Here is an 18,298-nt window from a genome sequence, read left to right on the forward strand (position 1 = left end):
GGAGAGTTCACCGTCCCTTCGGCAGCCCCAGGATCCGTTCGGCCACGATGTTCCGCTGGATCTGCGAAGTACCGGCCGCGATGGTGTACGAGAGGGAGGAGAGCCGGTCGCCTGCCCACGGGCGGTCGAGGTTGAGGGACTCGTCGCCCAGGACGTCCGCGGCCGTGTCGTACAGCTCCTGGCGGGCCTGCGAGTACCTCAGTTTGAAAACCGAACCCCCTACGCCCGGCGGGCCCCCCTTGATCTCCGCCTCGCTCACGTTCCACTGCGTCAGCCGCCAGAGCGCCCGGAACTCGGCGTTGAGGGCGCCCAGCCGCCGCCGCAGGACGGGATCGTCCCAGCGGCCGTTGCTCCGTGCCTCCAGGGCGAGTTCCGCCAGCACGCGCCGGCAGGCGACGACCTCGCCCACGAAGGCGGTGCCGCGCTCGAACGACAGCGTCACCATGGTCACCCGCCAGCCGTCGTTCTCCTCTCCCACCCGGTTGGCGACCGGCACCCGCACCTCGTCGAGGAACACCTCGGCGAACTCGGCGGTTCCGGCCAGGGTGCGCAGCGGCCGTACGGTGATGCCCGGGGCGTCCATGGGCATGGCCAGCCAGGTGATGCCCTTGTGCTTCGGCGCTCCCGGATCCGTGCGGACCAGCAGCTCGCACCAGTCGGCGACCTCGGCGTGCGAGGTCCAGATCTTGGACCCGCTCACCACGTAGTCGTCGCCGTCGCGCCACGCGCGTGTGCGCAGCGCCGCGAGGTCGGACCCGGCGTCCGGTTCGCTGAAGCCCTGGCACCACACCTCCTCGCCGCGCAGGACCGGAGGCAGCCAGCGCTCCCGCTGTTCGGCCGTTCCCTCGGCGGCGATCGTCGGCCCGGCGTGCAGCAGCCCGACGAAGCCCGCCCCCACGTAGGGCGCGCCCGCCTTCTCCGTCTCCTCCAGGAAGATCAGGCGGATGCCCGGCGAGGCCTGCCAGTGCACGTCGGCGTACCCGGCGTCGTACAGCGTCCGCTGCCAGCCGAGGTCGTGGGCGCGGCGGCCGGGCCAGTCGTCCGGGGACGGCTTCGGCGGGAGCGTGGGCAGTACCCTGCCCAGCCACTCGCGCAGCCGGGCCCGGAACTCCGCGTCCTCGGGGCTGTCCGAGAGGTCCATGGTCCCGATCCCCCTGCCCTGGTCCCGGCGCCGGCTACTTGTCGAGGTCCAGGTCCAGCATGCGGATCGCGTTGCCGCGCATCAGCTTGTAGACCGTCTCGTCGTCGAGGCCCTTGACGTGGTCGAGGGCGACCTCCTTGGTGTGCGGGAAGGTCGAGTCGACGTGCGGGTAGTCGGTCTCGAAGGTCGCGTTGTCGCGTCCCACCACGTCCAGGGACGCGACCCCGTGCTTGTCGCGGAAGAAGCAGCAGAAGATCTGGCGGTAGTAGTACGTGGACGGCGGCTCGGGGACGATGTCCCTGACCCCGCCCCACGCGCGGTGCTCCTGCCAGACGTCGTCGGCCCGCTCCAGGGCGTACGGGACCCAGCCCATCTGGCCTTCCGAGTAGGCGAGTTTGAGGCGCGGGAACTTCACCAGCACCCCGCTGAAGAGGAAGTCCATCATCGAGGCCATCGCGTTGTTGAACGAAAGGGACGCCTGGACGGCCGGAGGCGCGTCCGGTGAGGCGGCCGGCATCTGCGAGGACGAACCGATGTGCATGTTGACGACCGTCCCCGTCTCCTCGCACGCAGCGAAGAACGGGTCCCAGTAGCCGGAGTGGATCGACGGCAGCCCCAGGTGGCTGGGGATCTCGGAGAAGGTCACCGCGCGCACCCCGCGGGCCGCGTTGCGCCGGATCTCGGCGACCGCGAGCCCGACGTCCCACAGCGGGATCAGGCACAGCGGGATCAGCCGTCCGCCGCTGTCCCCGCACCACTCCTCGACCATCCAGTCGTTGTAGGCGCGCACACAGGCCAGCGCGACCTCCTTGTCGTGCGCCTCGGCGAAGGTCTGCCCGCAGAAGCGGGGGAAGGACGGGAAGCAGAGGGAGGCCTCGACATGGTTGAGGTCCATGTCCGCCAGCCGGGCCTTCGGGTCCCAGCAGCCGCGCCGCATCTCCTCCCGGGTGATGCCCTCCAGCGTCATCTCGTCGCGGTCGAAGCCGACGGCCGCGATGTTGCGCTTGTACGGGAACTTCAGGTCCTCGTAGATCCACCAGTCGGTGCGCTGGCCGTCCGGGTCCATCGTGATCTGGTACTTCCCGGCGACGTAGGCGAGCTCGCCGATCCCGGCGGTGAGCGGCTGCGGTCCCCGGTCCCGGTACTTCTTCGGCAGCCAGGTCGCGAAGAGGTGCGCGGGCTCGATCACATGGTCGTCGACGCTGACGATGCGCGGCAGTTCGGTACTCATGGCTTCCCCTCCGCCTGGCGGAACGCCAGTTGTCCGATGGACATGTCCGGTGCGCTGGTCCGATGGGCCGTCCGGGTGGTCGGCAGTCCCGCCGCCCGGCAGTCCCACCGTCCGGCCGCCACTATCTGATGGGTCGTCAGATCTGCTCTCCCCAGCAGGCTAGCCCCCGCCCCCTGGACCGACAAGGCGACCAGCCCTACGCTCTGCCAAAAAGCTGACAGCCCGTCAGGTAAGCCTGTGAGTCACGCCAGGGGGCCGACGTGAACGACACCGCCACCGCCCACGAGCTGAGCGCGTCCCGCACTCTCTGGGAGCTGCTCGCCCGCCGCGCCGACCTCACCCCGGACCGCCGGGTCCTCCTTCAGGACGACCGGGTCCTGACCTTCGGCGAGCTGCGCGAGCGCGCCGAGCGGGTCGCGGCCGGGCTCCACGACATGGGCGTACGCCCCGGCACGGTCGTCGCCTGGCAGCTGCCCACCCGCCTCGAGACGGCCGTCCTGGCCTTCGCCCTGGCCCGTCTCGGAGCCGTGCAGTCGCCCGTCATCCCCTTCTACCGCGACCGCGAGGTCGGCTTCGCGCTGCGGGAGTCGAAGGCGGAGTTCTTCGCGGTGCCGGGCGTCTGGCGGGGATTCGACCACACCGCGATGGCGCACCGGCTCGGCGCGAAGGGCGTCTTCGAGGCGTACGACGACCTGCCGGACGGGGATCCGGCCGTGCTTGCGCCACCGCCCGCCGAGGGCACGTCGGTACGCTGGATCTACTGGACCTCGGGGACCACCTCCGACCCCAAGGGCGTACTGCACACCGACCGTTCGCTGATCGCGGGCGGCTCCTGCCTCGCCCACGCGCTGCGCCTCACGGCGGCCGACGTCGGTTCGATGGCGTTCCCCTACGCACACATCGCGGGCCCCGACTACACCGTCATGCTCCTGCTCTACGGATTTCCCGCGGTGATGTTCGAGCACTTCGCGCTGCCGGACGCGCTGGCGGGCTACCGGCGGCACGGGGTGACGGTCGCGGGCGGGTCCACGGCGTTCTACTCGATGTTCCTCGCCGAACAGCGCAAGCGGCCGGACGCGCCCCTGATCCCCTCGCTGCGGCTGCTCGCGGGCGGCGGGGCGCCCAAGCCGCCCGAGGTCTACCACGCCGTCGTGCGCGAGATGGGGGTGCAGCTCACGCACGGGTACGGGATGACCGAGGTGCCGATGATCACCATGGGCGCGCCGGACGACACCGCGGAGAACCTCGCGACGACGGAGGGAAGGCCGCCGCAGGGCATGCGGATACGCGTGGTGGACGGGGAGGTGCGGCTGCGCGGGGAGGCCGTGTGCCAGGGGTATCTGGACCCCGCCCAGACGGCCGAGGCCTTCGACGCGGAGGGCTTCCTGCGCACCGGCGACCTGGGGCACCTGACCGGCAGCGGGCATCTGGTCCTCACCGGGCGGCTCAAGGACGTGATCATCCGCAAGGGCGAGAACGTGTCGGCGAAGGAGATCGAGGACCTGCTCGCCGCCCACCCGGCCGTCGGGGACGTGGCGGTGATCGGCCTGCCGGACCCGAACCGCGGGGAGCTGGTGTGCGCGGTGGTGGAACGGCCGCCGGGGGCCGGGGAACCGCTGACGCTGGAGGCGATGACCTCGTATCTGCGCGCGGGCGGCCTGTCGGTCCACAAGCTGCCGGAACGGCTGGAGGTGGTGGACGCCCTGCCGCGCAACGAGACCCTGCGCAAGGTGCTGAAGTACAGGCTGCGCGAGCGGTTTTCCCGGTGATGTACCGGTGGTTCCCGGACGTTCCCGATGGGGACGGGCGGTGCCGATGGGACCGGGCGTTCCCTATGGGACCGGGCGTTCCTGATGGGGACAGGCGGCCCCGATGGGACCGGGCGGCCCCGATGGGGACAGGCGGCCCCGATGGGACCCGGTGAGCTACTCGGCGATCGTGAAATAGCGGGCGAAGGCGGGGACGATCTCCGCCTCGCCGACCTTGCCGTCCGCGTCGGCGTCGAGGACGGCGGCGGCCCCCCGGGCGACCTCGTCGGGCGCTCCCAGGGCCCTGAGCACCCGCACGGTGTCCTCGACCGTGGCCCGGCCGTCGCCGTCGCTGTCGGCGATGTCCAGGGCCGCGTGCAGGAAGGGGCGGGCGATCTCGGCGAACCGCTCCGGGTTGTCGCGCAGGCGCTTGACCGCGCCGTTCACGAACTCGTCCCGGGTGATGCGCTGGTCGCCGTCCCGGTCGGCGATGCCGGCCATGCCCTGCCAGAACGCCTCGGCGCCCGCGTAGAGCGCCTGCCCCTTGTCGGACCGGGCCGCGGCGCCGAACTCGGCGAGCAGCGCCTTGGCCGCCGCGCCGAAGTCCGTCCGGTCGATGTAGCCGTTGCCGTCCTGGTCGAAGGTGGCGAACCGGGCGGCGATCCTGCGTTCGTACTCGCTGCTGACCATGTCTTCTCGGACCGCCTTACGTCATCGCGTGGAGATACTGCTGGGAGTGGTTCCGGCAGGGAGCGTACGACGCCGGCGACGCCCGGGCGTCGGGAAGGCGACGTCTGTGCCATGACCGGGTGAATTTCGGGACGCGGGTGTAGCGCAGCGGGACCTCGCCGACCCACGGGGAGAACGGGACCTCGCCGACCCACGGGGAGAACGGGATCTCGCGGACCCGCGGGAAGTACGGGACCCCGCGGGCCCCGGGAAGAACGGGATCTCGCGATCCTCATGCCGAGAGCGGTTCCGTCCCGTCGTCCACGGCGGCCGCCAGATCCCCGTAGACGTCGAAGAGGCGGCGGACGCCCAGCGCGCCCAGCACCCGGTTGACGTGGGAGTCCTCCGCCGCGCCCCGGGCGGGAAGTATCAGGCGCAGCCGTCCCCGGCAGGAGCGGATGAGGCGGCGGGAGGCGATGAGGACGCCGACGCCGCTGGAGTCGCAGAAGTACACCTCGGAGAGGTCCAGGACGAGACTGTGACGGCCCTCGGCCACCTCGTCGTGCACCTTCTGACGCAGCACCGGCGACGTCACCAGGTCCAGTTCGCCCGACACGAGGAGCACGGCCCATCCGCCCTGCTCCCCGCCGGTCACTTTGAAGGCCACCACCACGCCCTTCGCTCGCTGTAGCTCGCGGTAAAACGGAAGCCGTCCCTTCGCTTCCTGCAGCGCGGCTGCCCAGCGGCCGTGCCCCGAAACGCCGAGGGAAAAACAGAAGCAAAGGGAAAGAGGCTTGTTCCAGCCGTACCCGGTCCGGTTCGATCCTTGTCTGTCGGGTAGGGGCGGCCCTTACCACCCTCTCCCCGACTGGGGGCGCACATTGAAACAAAGGGGCGTGCGTTGTCGGACGTGCCGACTACATTCGAGGTGACGGTGGACGCACGCTGGACACACGCACGGCCACAGGGACGGGCAGGGGTGAGGGGGCCGCATGACGAAGAAGGACGGACCGCCCCGCTGGGACCGCAAGATGCAGCAGCGACTCGCACGCGGTGAGGCGGCCGCCCTCGGCGAGCTCTACGACCGGTTCGCCTCGCTCGTGCACGGCCTCGCCCACCGCGTGCTCGGGGACGAACGGGCGGCCGACGGCATCACCCGCGAGGTCTTCGCCGAGGTCTGGGAACACCCCGACGCCTACGACCCGAAGCAGGGCCCGCTGCGCACCTGGGTCGCCGGGCTGGCCCACCGCCTCGCCGTGCAGCGCCTGCGCGCCACCGAGACCGCCGCACTGGCCGAGACCGTCGCACCGGCTGAGGCCGGCCACGGCTCCGCCGAGGCGACCGAGGAACTGGAGCGCAGGGTGCGGCACGCCTCCGTCGCCGCCCGCGCCGACTACATAGTCCAGGCCATGCCCGCCCCGCTGCGCGCCGCCCTGGAGCTGGCCTACTTCCAGCGGCGCGACTACCGCCAGACCGCGGTCGACCTCGGCGTCACCGAGGACGAGGCCCGCCGACGGCTCCGCCTCGGCCTCCAGCTCCTGTCCACGGCCCACGACTCCGCGGCCCCCGGAGCGCCGCCCGGCTACGGAGGTGCGGCGTGAGCCCCGGCGACGACGGCGCCGGGAACGGCACGCCCCCGCCCCGCGAGCCCGACCGGCCGCCGCGCATCCCGCTTCCCCGCGCCTCCGTGGAGGACGGCGGGCTGCCGCTGCCCCCGGCGGAGCCGCCCGGCCCGGAACCGCTCAGGCTCGAGCACCCGGTGCTCAAGGCCCTGCTGGGCGCCTGGGCGCTGGCGGCCTGCTCGGCCGAGGAGACGGCGGCCGTCGAGGAGCACCTCGGCGACTGCGGGGCCTGCGCGGACGAGGCGCGGCGGCTGCGCGAGGCGGTCGGCCTGCTCCAGCGCCCGGAGAGCCTCGACCTCGACCCGGGCCTGCGCACCCGCGTCCTCGACGGCTGTCTGGACCGCCGCCCGCCCCGCATCCCGGTGCCCGTCTGGGCGGCGTCCTACGACGCCGAGACCGCGCGGCTCGACGCCCTGCTCCAGGATTTCGGGGACGCCGAGTGGCACGCGCCCGTGCGGCTGCGCTGGTTCCGGGGCGAGGGTGCCACCAGCCGCCGGACCACCGTCGCCGGAGTCATCGCCCATCTGCTCGCCGTGGACGGGCTGGTGGCCGTCGCCCTGGGGCTGGACGACCCGCTGACGGCGGGCGACAGGCCGGGCAAACCGGATGAGATCGATGCGGCGGACGGGCCGTACGGGTCGGGCAGACCGGCCGGGGCGGGTGGACCGGCCGGGGCGGCCGGTCCGGTGGACACGCCTGCGCGGCGCACCGAGGCGTTCTGGGCGGGCTCGCACTTCCCGCCCACCCGTTCCGTACGCGGCCCCTGGCGCGAACAGACCCACTCCCTCGTGCGGACGGTGTCGTTCACCGGTGGGGGTACCTCCCGCGCGGGCGAAGCCGAGCGTGGGGGAGGACCCGGCACCATGCCGGTGTCGTACGGCGGCTTCGAACTGCCGCTGCGCGACGCGATGCTGGACCGGGCGTTCGAGTGCTGGGTGCACGCCGAGGACATCGCGGAAGCAGTCGACTACCCCTACGCGCCGCCCGCCCCGCGCCACCTCCACGGCATGATCGACCTCGCCGCGCGGATGCTGCCCGAGACACTCGCGGCCCGCCGCCGCTCAGGGCTCGCCTCCCCCTCGCTCACCCGCCACCTGGTGACCGCCGGCCGCCCCGGCCGCAGCCTGCGCCTGGAGATCGAGGGCTCGGGCGGCGGCCAGTGGCTGATCCCCCTGGACTCCCCGGGCGCGGTGGGCTCCGCCGACCACGAGGTGGCCCATGTCGCCCTCGACGACGTGGAGTTCTGTCGCCTGGCCGCCGGTCACGTCTCCCCGGAGGAGGCGGCGGCAGGCCAGCTGGGCGACCGCGAGGCGATCAGGGACGTACTGTTCGCGGCGGCAGCGCTGAGCCGCATGTAGGACCCGCAGGCGTACCCCGGAAGGGGCCCGCGGAAGGGGGGCCCGGGAACAGAGCCCGGAGGCAGCCCCCGGAAGCGGAACCCGGAGCCAGGCCGCGGAAGCGGAGCGCCGGAAAAGAGCCCGGAAGCGGAACCCGGGGCTGGGCCCCACGAGCGGAACCCGGAGGCAGGCCCCACGAGCAGAACCACGAAGCAGGCCGCGCGAGCGGAACCCGGAAACAGGCCCCGCAAGCGGAACCCCGAAGCAGGCCGCGCGAGCAGAACCCGGAAGCGGAGTTCCGAGGCAGGTCTCAGGGGAGGCTTCGGAGGTGGGGTCCGAAGGCGGGGCCGGTGGTGGGGCTACGGGAAGACGACCGTTCGGCGTCCGTTGAGCAGGATCCGCCGCTCCGCGTGCCACTTGACGGCCCGCGCCAGCGCCTGGCACTCCACGTCCCGCCCGACGGCGACGAGCTGGTCCGGCGTGACGCCGTGCCCCACGCGCTCGACCTCCTGCTCGATGATCGGCCCCTCGTCGAGATCCGCCGTCACATAGTGCGCCGTCGCCCCGATCAGCTTCACGCCCCGGGCGTGCGCCTGGTGGTACGGCTTGGCGCCCTTGAAGCTCGGCAGGAAGGAGTGGTGGATGTTGATGATCCGCCCGCTGAGCTGCTTGCACAGGTCGTCCGAGAGGACCTGCATGTAGCGGGCGAGGACGACCAGTTCGACGTCCCGCTCCCGGACCAGCTCGAGCAGCTGCGCCTCGGCCTGCGCCTTGTTCTCCCTCGTCACCGGGATGTGGTGGAAGGGGATGTTGTACGAGCCCACCAGCTCGGCGAAGTCGGTGTGGTTGGACACCACGGCCGCGATCTCCACCGGCAGCGCGCCGATGCTGGCGCGGAACAGCAGGTCGTTCAGGCAGTGCCCGAACTTGCTGACCATGAGGACGATGCGCATCTTCTCGTCGGCCCGGTTGATCTGCCAGTCCATGTGGAAGGAGTCGCCGATCGCCGCGAAGCTCGCCCGGAGCTTGTCCACGGTCACGGGAGGCTCGGCCGAGAAGTGCACGCGCAGGAAGAACAGACCCGTGTCGTGGTCGCCGAACTGCTGACTGTCCTCGATGTTGCAGCCGGTCATGAAGAGATAGCTCGACACGGCGTGCACGATGCCCTGCTTGTCGGGGCAGGAAAGCGTGAGGACGTACTGGTCGGCGGCGGTCGCCGCGGCTCGGGTGGGCTGCGCGTTCATGCCCGACAGGGTCGCACACCGGCCACGGCCGTGGGCAACCGTCCCGCAGGACGGAACACGGCCTCCGGCCCGTTCCCCGCTCGCGGACCCGCCCGCCCCGCTCGCGGGACCGCGGCTACGCGGCCCGGGTCATGATGCGCAGCACCTCGAGGGTGCGCGGCGGCGCGTCGGCGTCGTCGCCGTCGCTCGCCGCCATCCGCACATGCGCGTCCCGTGCCGCACGGACCGCCTCCGGCCACGCCTGGTGGTCGACGTACGCGGAGACCGGGGCGTCCGGCCCGACCTGGTGCATGATCCGCAGCACGCGCAGCACGGCGGTGTCCACGAGGGCCGCCTCCTGCGAGTCGCGGAAGATCGTGCCGACGTACTTCTCGGCGGACCAGTTGTCGAGCCAGGTGTCCTCGACGAGGCGGTACACGGCGTCGGTGACGTCCCCGTACCCCTCGACGCCGGCCAGCCAGACGTTCTGCTGGAACGCCGGGTCGGAGAGCATGTGCAGCGCGGAGCGCACATTGCTGCGCCAGCGCCACCACGGCATGTCGTTGAGTGGCATGCCGCCCATGGTGGAGGAGCGACGGCCGCGACGGGAAGAGTTCTCCGAACCTTGCACGGTCATCGATCGTACGTTTCCCCGTCCCACCCACCGCACGGGCCCCTGTAATTCACCTTGCCGTCACCACTCGTTGACCGTGGGTCACTCCCAGGTTGGTGATGTGACGGAATCGTGTGTGCCCATGACCGGCAAGCGGCGCACGCCCACGCGAAGCACCTCCCTCCCCAGGTTCTTCCGCTTCACCAGGCCCGTCAGAGCGTCCGCCCTCGCGGCGGGTGCCCTGACCGCCTGCGCGTCGCTCGCCGTCGGCTGTGGGGTCGTCCCCGGCGTCTCGGGGGGTTCCGGGGACGACCCGATCGTCGTGATGACCTGGGCGCCCGAGGAGACCTCCGCCACCAACAAGCCGGGCATGCCGGCCTTCGCCAGCGCGTACGCCCGCTGGGTCAATGCGAGCGGTGGCCTGAACGGACGCAAGCTCAAGGTCCTGACCTGCAACGACCACAACAACAGCGTGTCCACGGCGGCGTGCGCCCGGCGCGCCGTCAAGGAGAAGGCGGTCGCTGTCGTCGGCTCCTACAGTCAGCACTCCGACGCCTTCTTCCCGCATCTGGAAGGCGCCGGCATCCCCTACATAGGCGGGTACGGCGTCACGAACTCCGAGTTCACCAGCCCGCTGTCCTATCCCGTCAACGGCGGCCAGCCCTCGCTGCTGGCCGGTCTCGGCAAGGAACTCGGCGCGACCTGCGGTTCCGTCTCGCTCGTCCGCCCCGACACCATCGCCGGCGACGCGCTGCCCCCGATGCTCGACGCCGGACTGACGGCGGGCGGGCACGACAAGGCCGAGGACCAGCGGGCGCCGGAGGACGCCACCGAGTATACGACCCAGGCCGCGGCCGCCCTGAAGAGCGCGACCGGCAACAGGACCGGGGACGGCAAGGGCTGCGTGGTGACCGCGCTCGGGGACCGCACCAGCACCTTCATGGACTCCTTCCGGCGCACCCGCCAGGACTACCCCGCCGTCCGCACCGGCACCGTCCTCGGCAGCGTCGACCAGACGGTGATCAACGCCGCCGGCGCCGCCTCCGGGCCGTTCGAGGGGGCCTACGTCACCGGCTGGTACCCGGTGGCCAGCGACCCCGCCTGGGCGCCGATGAAGAAGGTGATCAGCGAGCAGGCGTTCTCCGACACCCGGATCGACCCCACGGACACCGGCGTCCAGACCACCTGGATCGCCTACTCCGTGTTCCGGCAGGCCGTGGAGTCGCTGGACGGCGGCGAGGTGACCGCCGACACCGTGCGGGGCGCCCTGGACGACGGGCTGAAGGTCACCACGGGCGGACTCACTCCGACGCTGCGCTGGGAGTTCACCGATCAGCTCGCCTCCATCGGTTTCCCGCGTCTGGTCAACGCCGAGGTCACCCTCCAGGCCGTGCGCAAGGGCCGGCTGGTGGCCGCCAAGAAGGGCTTCGTGGACGTGACGAAGACCCTGGAGAAGGCCGACGTGAACTGACCGGCCCCCGGCCTGCGCCGACAAGCGGGGGGGGGCCGCCCCGCGTCCACGTACGGGTGGGCCCACCCGCCCGGCTGGACGGGTGGGCCGGCCCGCTTCCTACAGCTGGGTGGGCTGGCGCTGTGTCAGGTCGTACGTCTTCGCGATCCCGTTCCAGAGCTTCGCGGCCTCACTCTTCTGCGCGCTGGCCGTGCCGCTCGCGCGGTTGCCTTCCTGGGTCTCGGAGGTGGTGCGGGCCGAGCCCTTCTTGCAGCTCTTCTTCTTGTTGCCGGCGACCTGGTCGGCCCAGGCCGCGTAGTGGTTGTCGGCGGCCGCGGACGCCTGCCAGGCCTTGGTGAGGGCGGTGGTCAGCGCGGCGTGGTCCGGCAGCTGGTCGACCTTCAGCGCGGACAGCCTGGTGACCAGCTCGGTGCGCTGCTTCGCCGCGTCCCGCAGGTCCGTGGCGGACTGCGCCAGGTTGCCGCACGCCTTCACGTCGGCCACGGCACTGATCACGCTCGCCCGGCTGTTACCGCTGTCCGCCAGCAGTTTGTCGAGTTCTACGGCCTGCTGCTGGGCCGCGCCGCCGGCCGCCGACGAGGAACCGCCGACCGTGGGGGCCGACGCGGCGACGGTCTTGCCGTCGTCGCCCTTGTCACCGCCGCCCGCGAGCATCGCGCCCGCGCCGATGCCGACGACCGCGAGAGCCACGCCGATCGCCACGAACAACGGCACCCGCGAGCCGGTACGACCGCCCCGGCCGCCGCCGTCGTCACGCGCCGCGCGTCTCCCGCCCGCCGCCGGGTCACCGGGCGGGGTGTAGGAGGGCTGCTGGGAACGGGCGGCGGGCCCGGTGCCGTAGCCCTGTGCGCCCCCGTGTCCGCCGGGGCCGCCGTATCCGGGGGCGTCCGGCTCGGAGTAACGCGGGAGCTGCTGCGTGGACCCCGCCGGGCTGTCGCTGCCCGGCCCGCTGCGGAACAGGTTCTCGAACTCGGCGGGCGGCTGCCGGTCCCCACCGGCCTGCGCGGCGACCGGCGGGATGTACTGCGTGGGCTCGGAGTCGGAGTAGCCGCCGGGCTGCGCGCCGGGCTGCGTTCCCGGCGCGGGCATCGGTCCGCCGCCGGGGAAGGAACCCGAGTCCGGGTTCTGCCGGGTACGGCCCAGGAAGTGGGTCGACTCGGCCGGAACCTCGGGCGGCAGCGCGCCCGGTGCGACCGGCGGCAGGTACTGGGTGGCGCCCTCGTCGACCTGAGCGGCCGGCGGGACGGGCGGCAGATACTGCGTGGCCCCCTCGTCGACCTGAGCGGCCGGCGGGACGGGCGGCAGATACTGCGTGGCCCCCTCGTCGGCCCGAGCGGGTGCGGCGAACGGCGGCTGGTACTGACCCCGGCCGCCGTCCGCCGGGTCGGCCGGGACCGGCGGTATGTACTGCGTCGCGCCGTCGTCGAAGGCAGCGGCGGCAGGTGGCAGGGGTGCGCCCGGCGCCGGTGCGCTCTCCGGCGGGAGCGGGCCGGCGCCCGCCGGGGTGCCGCCGTTCCACGGGTCCGGCTGCCCGGCGTTCCACCCGGTCTGCGGCTGATGCTGCTGGTGTTGCTGGTACTGCTGCTCGTGCTGCCGGTGTGCCTGGCCCGTCCGGTCCGACTGCTGGTCCGCGGGGAGCGGCCAGCTCTGGCCCGGCTGCTGCGGGGCGGGCGTCTGCCCGCCGGGGCCCCAGGAATCCCCCCAGGTCTGCCCGCCGGCCGGCGCCTGCTGCCCGTACTGATCCTGGCCGTACTGGTCCTGCCCGTGCTGCTGAGCGCCGTACTGGTCCTGCCCGTGCTGCTGAGCGCCGTACTGGCCGGAGTACTGGCCCGACGGCGGTCCCGACGGCGGTTGGCTCGGCGGTCCCTGGCGGGCCGGCGGCCGTGACGCGCTCGTCGTCATTCCCGGCAGCAGGGGTTCCCCACCGTCGGAGGGCAGCACGATGCCTTCGCGCGCGGGCTGCGCCGAGGGCTCCTCGCCCTGTCCACTCTGCGTCACCGGGACTCCTACGAATGGGGGACCTTCGGAATCGTCGGTTCACGCTACCGGGTCCCCGGAACCCCGTGCCACGCAGCTCAGTCGTGATCTCCGTCCCGGCGGGGCCGGCGGTGACATCGGTAACAGATCCGGAGCGCCGTGCGCTGTATCCGCCGCTCCCCGTGCGGGATCCCGTTGTTTCCCGCGCGTTCACGCAGCGGCGCCCCATCCGTTCACGCCGCGGTCTGCAGCTCCAGCCGCGCCCCGAACTCCCTCACCACCGACTCGTCCCGGAAGGGTTCCAGTCGCTGTTGAAGATCGTCGAGATACTCCGCGCCCCGGTTGGAACGGAGCGTCTCCAGCAACTCGACGGCCTTCAGACCGGTGTTGCAGGCCTGTTCGATATCGCGCTGCTGCACCTGCGCGGTGGCCAGCAGGACGTAACCGATCGCGCGCCGGCGCGCACGGCTCTCCGGATGCCCGGCCAGGGACTGTTCGGCGCAGCGCGCCGCCGCCTCGGCCTGGCCCAGGTCGCGGTGGCAATGGGCCAACTCGTCGGCCAGATATGCCTCGTCGAAGTGCGCGATCCACGCGGGGTCGTCCCCGGCGGACGGATCGGCCGCCTCCAGTGCGGACACCGCCCGCCCGGACGCCGACTGCGCCCCGCGTACGTCACCCATCAGCGCGTGGCCGCGCGCCTCCGCCGCGAGGAACATCGCCTGCGCACGCGGTGTGACGCGCCCCCGCGCCCCTTCCTGCGCCGCGCGCGCCAACTGCGCGATCTCCCGCGGGTTTCCGAGCTGCGCGGCGAGGTGGCTCATGGAGGCGGCGAGGACGTACCCGCCGTACCCCCGGTCGCCCGCCGCCTGTGCGAGCCGCAGCGCCTGGATGTAGTAGCGCTGGGCGAGGCCCGGTTGACCGGTGTCGACGGCCATGTAGCCGGCGAGTTCCGTCAACCGGGCGACGGAGGCGAAGAGTTCCCGGCCGACCGCCTCCCGGTAGGAGCCGGCCAGCAGGCCCGAGACGACGCTGTTGAGGTAGTGCACCACGACCGGGCGCACATGCCCGCTGCCGTACTGGTGATCCAGGTCGACCAGCGCCTGGGTCATCGCCTTGACGGCCGCGACGTCGCACAGACCCACCCGGGGGCCGACCGACCGAGCCACCTGCGCGTCGGGGGAGGAGATCAGCCAGTCGCGGCTCGGCTCGACCAGCGCCGAGGCGGCCACGGAGGAACCGGAGAGGAAGTCGCGTCGGCCCACGTCACTGCGCCACAGCTCGCAGACCTGCTCGATGGCCCCCAGTACCGTCGGCGAGAACTGGAGACCCACGCCCGAGGCGAGGTTCTTGCCGTTGGCCATGCCGATCTCGTCGATCGTGACCGTACGGCCGAGCTTGCGGCCCAGCGCCTCCGCGATGATCGCCGGGGCGCGTCCACGCGGCTGCTGTCCCCGGAGCCAACGGGCCACGGACGTCTTGTCGTAGCGCAGGTCGAGACCGTGCTCGGCGCCGCACATGTTGACGCGGCGGGCGAGCCCGGCGTTCGAGCACCCCGCCTCCTGGATGAGCGCCTGCAGCCGTTCGTTCGGCTGCCGCGCGACTAGCGGCCTTGCGGCCATGGGCACTACCCCCTGTGGCTGCGGTGACCGGGGCGACGGGTGCCCGCCCACACACCGAGTTGACGTGTCTTCCACCGAAAAGTTCCGGCCGAGAAGATCAATGCCCCACAGCCATACCGAAAATGCGAGGCATGTGAGGATTGCCGAGAATTGCCGATGAATACAGAGAATTGCCGGGTTACCGGCGGAAGTCCGCCCCCTCTGCCTGGATACCCGCTCCCGCGCCCGATCCTCCCGCGCGCCCCCGCCCATGCACCCATGCGCCCCGGACGCGGAATCGATGCTCCTCCCCCGCGCAAAGTGGCGGGCGTAACCCCTGGTGACGGCTAGAGTTGTGTTCATCGTGGAAGAGACCATCGCGGGCACCGAAGCCACTCAAATCCCGAAGCAGCGCGGGGAATCGCTGCTCGAGACCGCTGTTCGTTACGCCGAGGAACGTCATTGGGACGTCTTCCCCGGCACCTGGCTGGAACCCGTCGACGGAGTGCAGCGCTGCTCCTGCGGCGACGGCGCGTGTGCGGCGCCGGGCGCGCACCCCGCGCGCCCCGACTGGGCTACACAGGCCACCGGCAGCGCCACGGTCGCGCGCCGGATGTGGCAGAAACAGCCGACCGCCTCGATCCTGCTGCCGACCGGGCGCACGTTCGACGCGATCTCCGTGCCGGAGACGGCCGGGTTTCTCGCCCTGGCTCGGATGGAGCGGATGGAGTTGACGCTCGGTCCTGTCACGTTGGCGCCGGACCGGCGGATGCAGTTCTTCGTGTTGCCGGGGGCGTCGGCGAAGGTGCCGGACCTGGTGCGCAAGCTCGGCTGGTCGCTGGGGGCGCTCGATCTGGTGACGCTCGGCGAGGGCGCGTACGTGGCCGCGCCGCCCACCCGGTTCGGCTCCCGTGGCGCCGTGCAATGGGCCTGCCGGCCGACTGTCGCGAACCGGTGGCTGCCCGACGCGGAGGAGTTGATCTCGCCGCTCGCCTACGCGTGCGGGCGCGATCGTTGACGACGCCTTCTGAACTGCTCGGTTGGTCTTTGACGGCGGGTGCGGGTCCGTTGTGGCTTGTCGCTCCCACGCGGCGGAGCCACAAGTCGAGTACGGCCCTGCGCCCCTTCAGGGTGCTCCCCTGGCCGTAGGGTTTCGTACATGACGTCCGTACGCGTGCGTAACCTCTGGAAGCGGTTCGGTCAGCAGGTCGCCGTTGCCGGGATCGATCTCGACCTGCCCTCGGGGAAGTTCATCGGGCTCGTCGGGCCGAACGGGGCCGGGAAGACCACGACTCTCTCCATGGTGACCGGGCTGCTGCGGCCCGATCAGGGGTCCGTGGAGGTCGTCGGGCACGACGTGTGGCGGGATCCCGTGGCGGTGAAGGCGCGGATCGGGGTGCTGCCGGAGGGACTGCGCCTGTTCGAGCGGTTGTCGGGGCGTGAACTGCTCGGTTACAGCGGGCGGTTGCGAGGGCTGCCGGGTGCCGAGGTCGACAAGCGGGCCGCGCAGCTGCTCGACGTCCTCGATCTGGCCGGGGCCCAGCACAAACTGGTCGTCGACTACTCGACCGGTATGCGGAAGAAGATCGGTCTCGCGGCCGCACTGCTGCACAACCCCGAAGTGCTCTTCCTCGACGAGCCGTTCGAGGGCGTCGACCCGGTGTCCGCGCAGATCATCCGGGGAGTGCTGGAGCGGTATACGGCGTCCGGGGCGACGGTTGTCTTCTCCTCCCATGTGATGGAGCTCGTCGAGTCGCTGTGCGACTGGGTGGCGGTGCTGGCGGCGGGGCGGATCCGGGCGCACGGGACGCTGGAGGAGGTGCGGGGGTCGGCTCCTTCCCTGCAGCAGGCGTTTCTCGAACTCGTCGGGGCGCAGGGACGGGACACCGGCCTTGACCTCGACTGGCTGGGCGGCGGGGCGGCCCGGTGAGCGAGCGGTTCTCCCCCGCGGCCGCCTCCGCCCCGGGCCTCGTCCCCAGCGTCGTACGGCTGAAGTTGTCGCTGCTGCGGAACGGGCTACGGCAGTCGGGCGGGCGACGGGCCGCGTACGTGGCCTCCGCCGTCGTCACGCTGCTGTTCGCCGCGCTTCAGCTGCTCGGGCTGATCGCGTTGCGCGGGCACGCCCACGCGGTGTCGCTGGTGGTACTCCTGGTGGCGGTGCTGGCGCTGGGCTGGGCGGTGATGCCGCTGTTCTTCCCCAGCGGCGACGAGACCCTGGACCCGACCCGGCTGGTGATGCTGCCGCTGCGGCCCCGGCCGCTGGTGCGGGCGCTGCTGGCGGCCTCGCTGGTGGGCATCGGGCCGCTGTTCACACTGCTGATGCTGGTGGGGTCGGTGGTGTCCGTGGCGCACGGGGCCGCCGCGTGGGCGGTGGGCGTGCTCGCCGTCGCCCTCGGGCTGCTGGTGTGCGTGGCGCTCGCCCGGGCCGTGGCCGCCGCCAACATCCGACTGCTGACCAGCCGCAAGGGGCGCGATCTGGCGGTGCTGAGCGGGCTGGTCATCGCGATCGGCGCGCAGGTCGTCAACTTCGGGGCGCAGCGGCTCGGGGCGTCCGGTCTCGGGCAGCTCGGTCCGGTGGCGGACGTGCTGCGGTGGCTGCCGCCCGCGTCGGCGGTCGGCGCGGTGGACTCGGTGAGCGAGGGGGCGTACGGGGTCGCCGCCGCTCAGCTCGCCGTCAGCGCGGGCGCGTTGGTGCTGCTGGTCACGGCGTGGACGCGAAGCCTGACCCGGTTGATGACCTCGCCCGACGGCTCCACCCTCCAGGCCGCCGAGCCGGCCGCGCGGGAACGGCGGAGTCCGGCGGGGCTCGGGCGGCTGCTGCCGGGCGGGCGCACCGGCACCGTGATGGAACGCAGCCTGCGCTACGTCTGGCGCGACCCGAAGACGAAGGCGGCCTGGGTGACGTCGCTGGCCATCGGGCTGATCGTGCCCGTCTTCAACGCGTTGCAGGGCACCGGCTCGATCTACTTCGCCTGCTTCGCCGCCGGGATGCTCGGTATCCAGATGTACAACCAGTTCGGGCAGGACACGTCCGCGTTCTGGATGGTCGCGATGACGATCTCCTCGCGCCGGGACGCGTATGCCGAGCTGCGCGCGCGGGCCCTGGCCCTGCTGGTGATCACCCTGCCGTACGCGACGCTGGTGACCGTACTGACGACGGCGATGCTCGGCGACTGGCCGAAGCTGCCCGAGGCGCTGGGGCTGTCCCTCGCGCTGCTCGGGGCGATGCTGGCGACGGGCGCCTGGACCTCGGCCCGGTTCCCCTACTCGATTCCGCAGGAGGGCTACAAGAACGTGGCCCCCGGCCAGGCCGGTCTCGCCTGGATCGCGGTCTTCGGCGGGATGGTGTCGGCCGCCCTGCTGTGCGCCCCCGTCATCGCGGTGACGATCTGGCTGAACGTCACCGAGGGCGGGGACGCCTGGACCTGGCTGCTGCTGCCGGGGGGTGCGGCCTACGGCACGGCGATCACCCTGCTGGGGCTGCGCCTGGCCGCTCCCCGTACGGCGACGCGCCTCCCGGAGATCCTGACGGCGGTGAGCAGGGGCTGACCGGACACCGGGAGCCGGGCCGGCCGGTCTCGGTCAGGGGTGCATACGGTGGGACACGAAGGCCTTTCTGTTGGTGTAGACGTCGCAATCCACACCGAACCGGAAGGCCCTCACCCATT

15 protein-coding genes are annotated in these 18,298 nt (G+C 72.2%); 7 read left to right on the forward strand and 8 right to left on the reverse strand.

Annotated elements, in window-relative coordinates; all coding sequences use genetic code 11:
* Positions 1-7: 7 nt before the first annotated feature.
* Positions 8-1,141, reverse strand: coding sequence for an acyl-CoA dehydrogenase family protein (locus ACFWBB_RS06365; RefSeq protein WP_385267674.1), 1,134 nt, complete (start codon positions 1,139-1,141; stop codon positions 8-10).
* Positions 1,142-1,175: 34 nt separating this feature from the next.
* Positions 1,176-2,372, reverse strand: a complete 1,197-nt coding sequence (locus ACFWBB_RS06370; protein ID WP_385267676.1) for an amidohydrolase family protein — start codon at positions 2,370-2,372, stop codon at positions 1,176-1,178.
* 260 nt (positions 2,373-2,632) lie between these two features.
* Here ACFWBB_RS06370 and ACFWBB_RS06375 point away from each other — a divergent pair, with 260 nt between their 5' ends.
* On the forward strand, positions 2,633-4,141 hold the full coding sequence (locus ACFWBB_RS06375; protein ID WP_385267678.1) for a class I adenylate-forming enzyme family protein: 1,509 nt from the start codon (positions 2,633-2,635) through the stop codon (positions 4,139-4,141).
* A gap of 156 nt (positions 4,142-4,297) precedes the next feature.
* Here ACFWBB_RS06375 and ACFWBB_RS06380 read toward each other — a convergent pair whose 3' ends face one another.
* Both ACFWBB_RS06380 and ACFWBB_RS06385 read right to left on the reverse strand, forming a co-directional pair.
* A complete protein-coding gene (locus tag ACFWBB_RS06380) occupies positions 4,298-4,810 on the reverse strand; it encodes an EF-hand domain-containing protein (protein ID WP_385267680.1) in 513 nt (170 codons plus the stop codon).
* Between the two features lie 271 nt (positions 4,811-5,081).
* Positions 5,082-5,462: an STAS domain-containing protein gene (locus tag ACFWBB_RS06385; RefSeq protein WP_385267682.1), complete on the reverse strand. Its 381-nt coding sequence runs from the start codon at positions 5,460-5,462 to the stop codon at positions 5,082-5,084.
* Positions 5,463-5,781: 319 nt separating this feature from the next.
* On the opposite strand from ACFWBB_RS06385, the gene ACFWBB_RS06390 reads away from it, so the two are divergent.
* Together ACFWBB_RS06390 and ACFWBB_RS06395 are read left to right on the forward strand one after the other, a co-directional pair.
* Entirely contained in the window at positions 5,782-6,390 is a 609-nt protein-coding gene (locus ACFWBB_RS06390; RefSeq protein WP_385267684.1) for a sigma-70 family RNA polymerase sigma factor, read from the forward strand.
* On the forward strand, positions 6,387-7,769 hold the full coding sequence (locus ACFWBB_RS06395; protein ID WP_385267686.1) for an anti-sigma factor family protein: 1,383 nt from the start codon (positions 6,387-6,389) through the stop codon (positions 7,767-7,769). Before ACFWBB_RS06390 ends, ACFWBB_RS06395 begins: the two co-directional genes overlap by 4 nt.
* Before the next feature lie 338 nt (positions 7,770-8,107).
* Here the strand turns inward: ACFWBB_RS06395 and purU are convergent, their stop codons facing one another.
* Together purU and ACFWBB_RS06405 are read right to left on the reverse strand one after the other, a co-directional pair.
* On the reverse strand, positions 8,108-8,992 hold the full coding sequence (gene purU, locus ACFWBB_RS06400; protein ID WP_385267688.1) for a formyltetrahydrofolate deformylase: 885 nt from the start codon (positions 8,990-8,992) through the stop codon (positions 8,108-8,110).
* Positions 8,993-9,107: 115 nt separating this feature from the next.
* Complete coding sequence (locus ACFWBB_RS06405; RefSeq protein WP_385267690.1) at positions 9,108-9,608, reverse strand: hypothetical protein; 501 nt, start codon at positions 9,606-9,608, stop codon at positions 9,108-9,110.
* 118 nt (positions 9,609-9,726) lie between these two features.
* Here ACFWBB_RS06405 and ACFWBB_RS06410 point away from each other — a divergent pair, with 118 nt between their 5' ends.
* Positions 9,727-11,055, forward strand: coding sequence for an ABC transporter substrate-binding protein (locus ACFWBB_RS06410; protein ID WP_385267692.1), 1,329 nt, complete (start codon positions 9,727-9,729; stop codon positions 11,053-11,055).
* A gap of 99 nt (positions 11,056-11,154) precedes the next feature.
* On the opposite strand, the gene ACFWBB_RS06415 is transcribed toward ACFWBB_RS06410, so the two are convergent.
* Together ACFWBB_RS06415 and ACFWBB_RS06420 are read right to left on the reverse strand one after the other, a co-directional pair.
* Positions 11,155-13,053, reverse strand: a complete 1,899-nt coding sequence (locus tag ACFWBB_RS06415) for a hypothetical protein (RefSeq protein WP_385267694.1) — start codon at positions 13,051-13,053, stop codon at positions 11,155-11,157.
* Positions 13,054-13,265: 212 nt separating this feature from the next.
* Positions 13,266-14,651: a transcriptional regulator gene (locus ACFWBB_RS06420; RefSeq protein ID WP_385267696.1), complete on the reverse strand. Its 1,386-nt coding sequence runs from the start codon at positions 14,649-14,651 to the stop codon at positions 13,266-13,268.
* 334 nt (positions 14,652-14,985) lie between these two features.
* On the opposite strand from ACFWBB_RS06420, the gene ACFWBB_RS06425 reads away from it, so the two are divergent.
* From ACFWBB_RS06425 to ACFWBB_RS06435, 3 genes are all read left to right on the forward strand, one after another.
* A complete protein-coding gene (locus ACFWBB_RS06425; protein WP_385267698.1) occupies positions 14,986-15,648 on the forward strand; it encodes a bifunctional DNA primase/polymerase in 663 nt (220 codons plus the stop codon).
* Between the two features lie 141 nt (positions 15,649-15,789).
* The gene (locus ACFWBB_RS06430) at positions 15,790-16,560 is read left to right on the forward strand and encodes an ABC transporter ATP-binding protein (protein ID WP_385267700.1); all 771 of its coding nucleotides are present in this window, start codon (positions 15,790-15,792) and stop codon (positions 16,558-16,560) included.
* Positions 16,557-18,179 (forward strand): transporter, encoded by a 1,623-nt coding sequence (locus tag ACFWBB_RS06435; RefSeq protein ID WP_385267702.1) that lies wholly within the window; start codon positions 16,557-16,559, stop codon positions 18,177-18,179. The genes ACFWBB_RS06430 and ACFWBB_RS06435 overlap by 4 nt, the downstream gene beginning before the upstream one ends.
* Positions 18,180-18,298: the final 119 nt, after the last annotated feature.

It is taken from the genome of Streptomyces sp. NPDC060000, assembly GCF_042737375.1.
Lineage (GTDB): Bacteria > Actinomycetota > Actinomycetes > Streptomycetales > Streptomycetaceae > Streptomyces.

What these genes read in the sequence shown, in the direction of transcription:
- ACFWBB_RS06365 (WP_385267674.1), bottom strand. Translation starts at nt 1,141, where the DNA reads ATGGACCTCTCGGACAGCCCCGAGGACGCGGAGTTCCGGGCCCGGCTG.
- ACFWBB_RS06370 (WP_385267676.1), bottom strand. Translation starts at nt 2,372, where the DNA reads ATGAGTACCGAACTGCCGCGCATCGTCAGCGTCGACGACCATGTGATC.
- ACFWBB_RS06380 (WP_385267680.1), bottom strand. Translation starts at nt 4,810, where the DNA reads ATGGTCAGCAGCGAGTACGAACGCAGGATCGCCGCCCGGTTCGCCACC.
- ACFWBB_RS06390 (WP_385267684.1), top strand. Translation starts at nt 5,782, where the DNA reads ATGACGAAGAAGGACGGACCGCCCCGCTGGGACCGCAAGATGCAGCAG.
- purU (WP_385267688.1), bottom strand. Translation starts at nt 8,992, where the DNA reads ATGAACGCGCAGCCCACCCGAGCCGCGGCGACCGCCGCCGACCAGTAC.
- ACFWBB_RS06405 (WP_385267690.1), bottom strand. Translation starts at nt 9,608, where the DNA reads ATGACCGTGCAAGGTTCGGAGAACTCTTCCCGTCGCGGCCGTCGCTCC.
- ACFWBB_RS06410 (WP_385267692.1), top strand. Translation starts at nt 9,727, where the DNA reads ATGACCGGCAAGCGGCGCACGCCCACGCGAAGCACCTCCCTCCCCAGG.
- ACFWBB_RS06420 (WP_385267696.1), bottom strand. Translation starts at nt 14,651, where the DNA reads ATGGCCGCAAGGCCGCTAGTCGCGCGGCAGCCGAACGAACGGCTGCAG.
- ACFWBB_RS06430 (WP_385267700.1), top strand. Translation starts at nt 15,790, where the DNA reads ATGACGTCCGTACGCGTGCGTAACCTCTGGAAGCGGTTCGGTCAGCAG.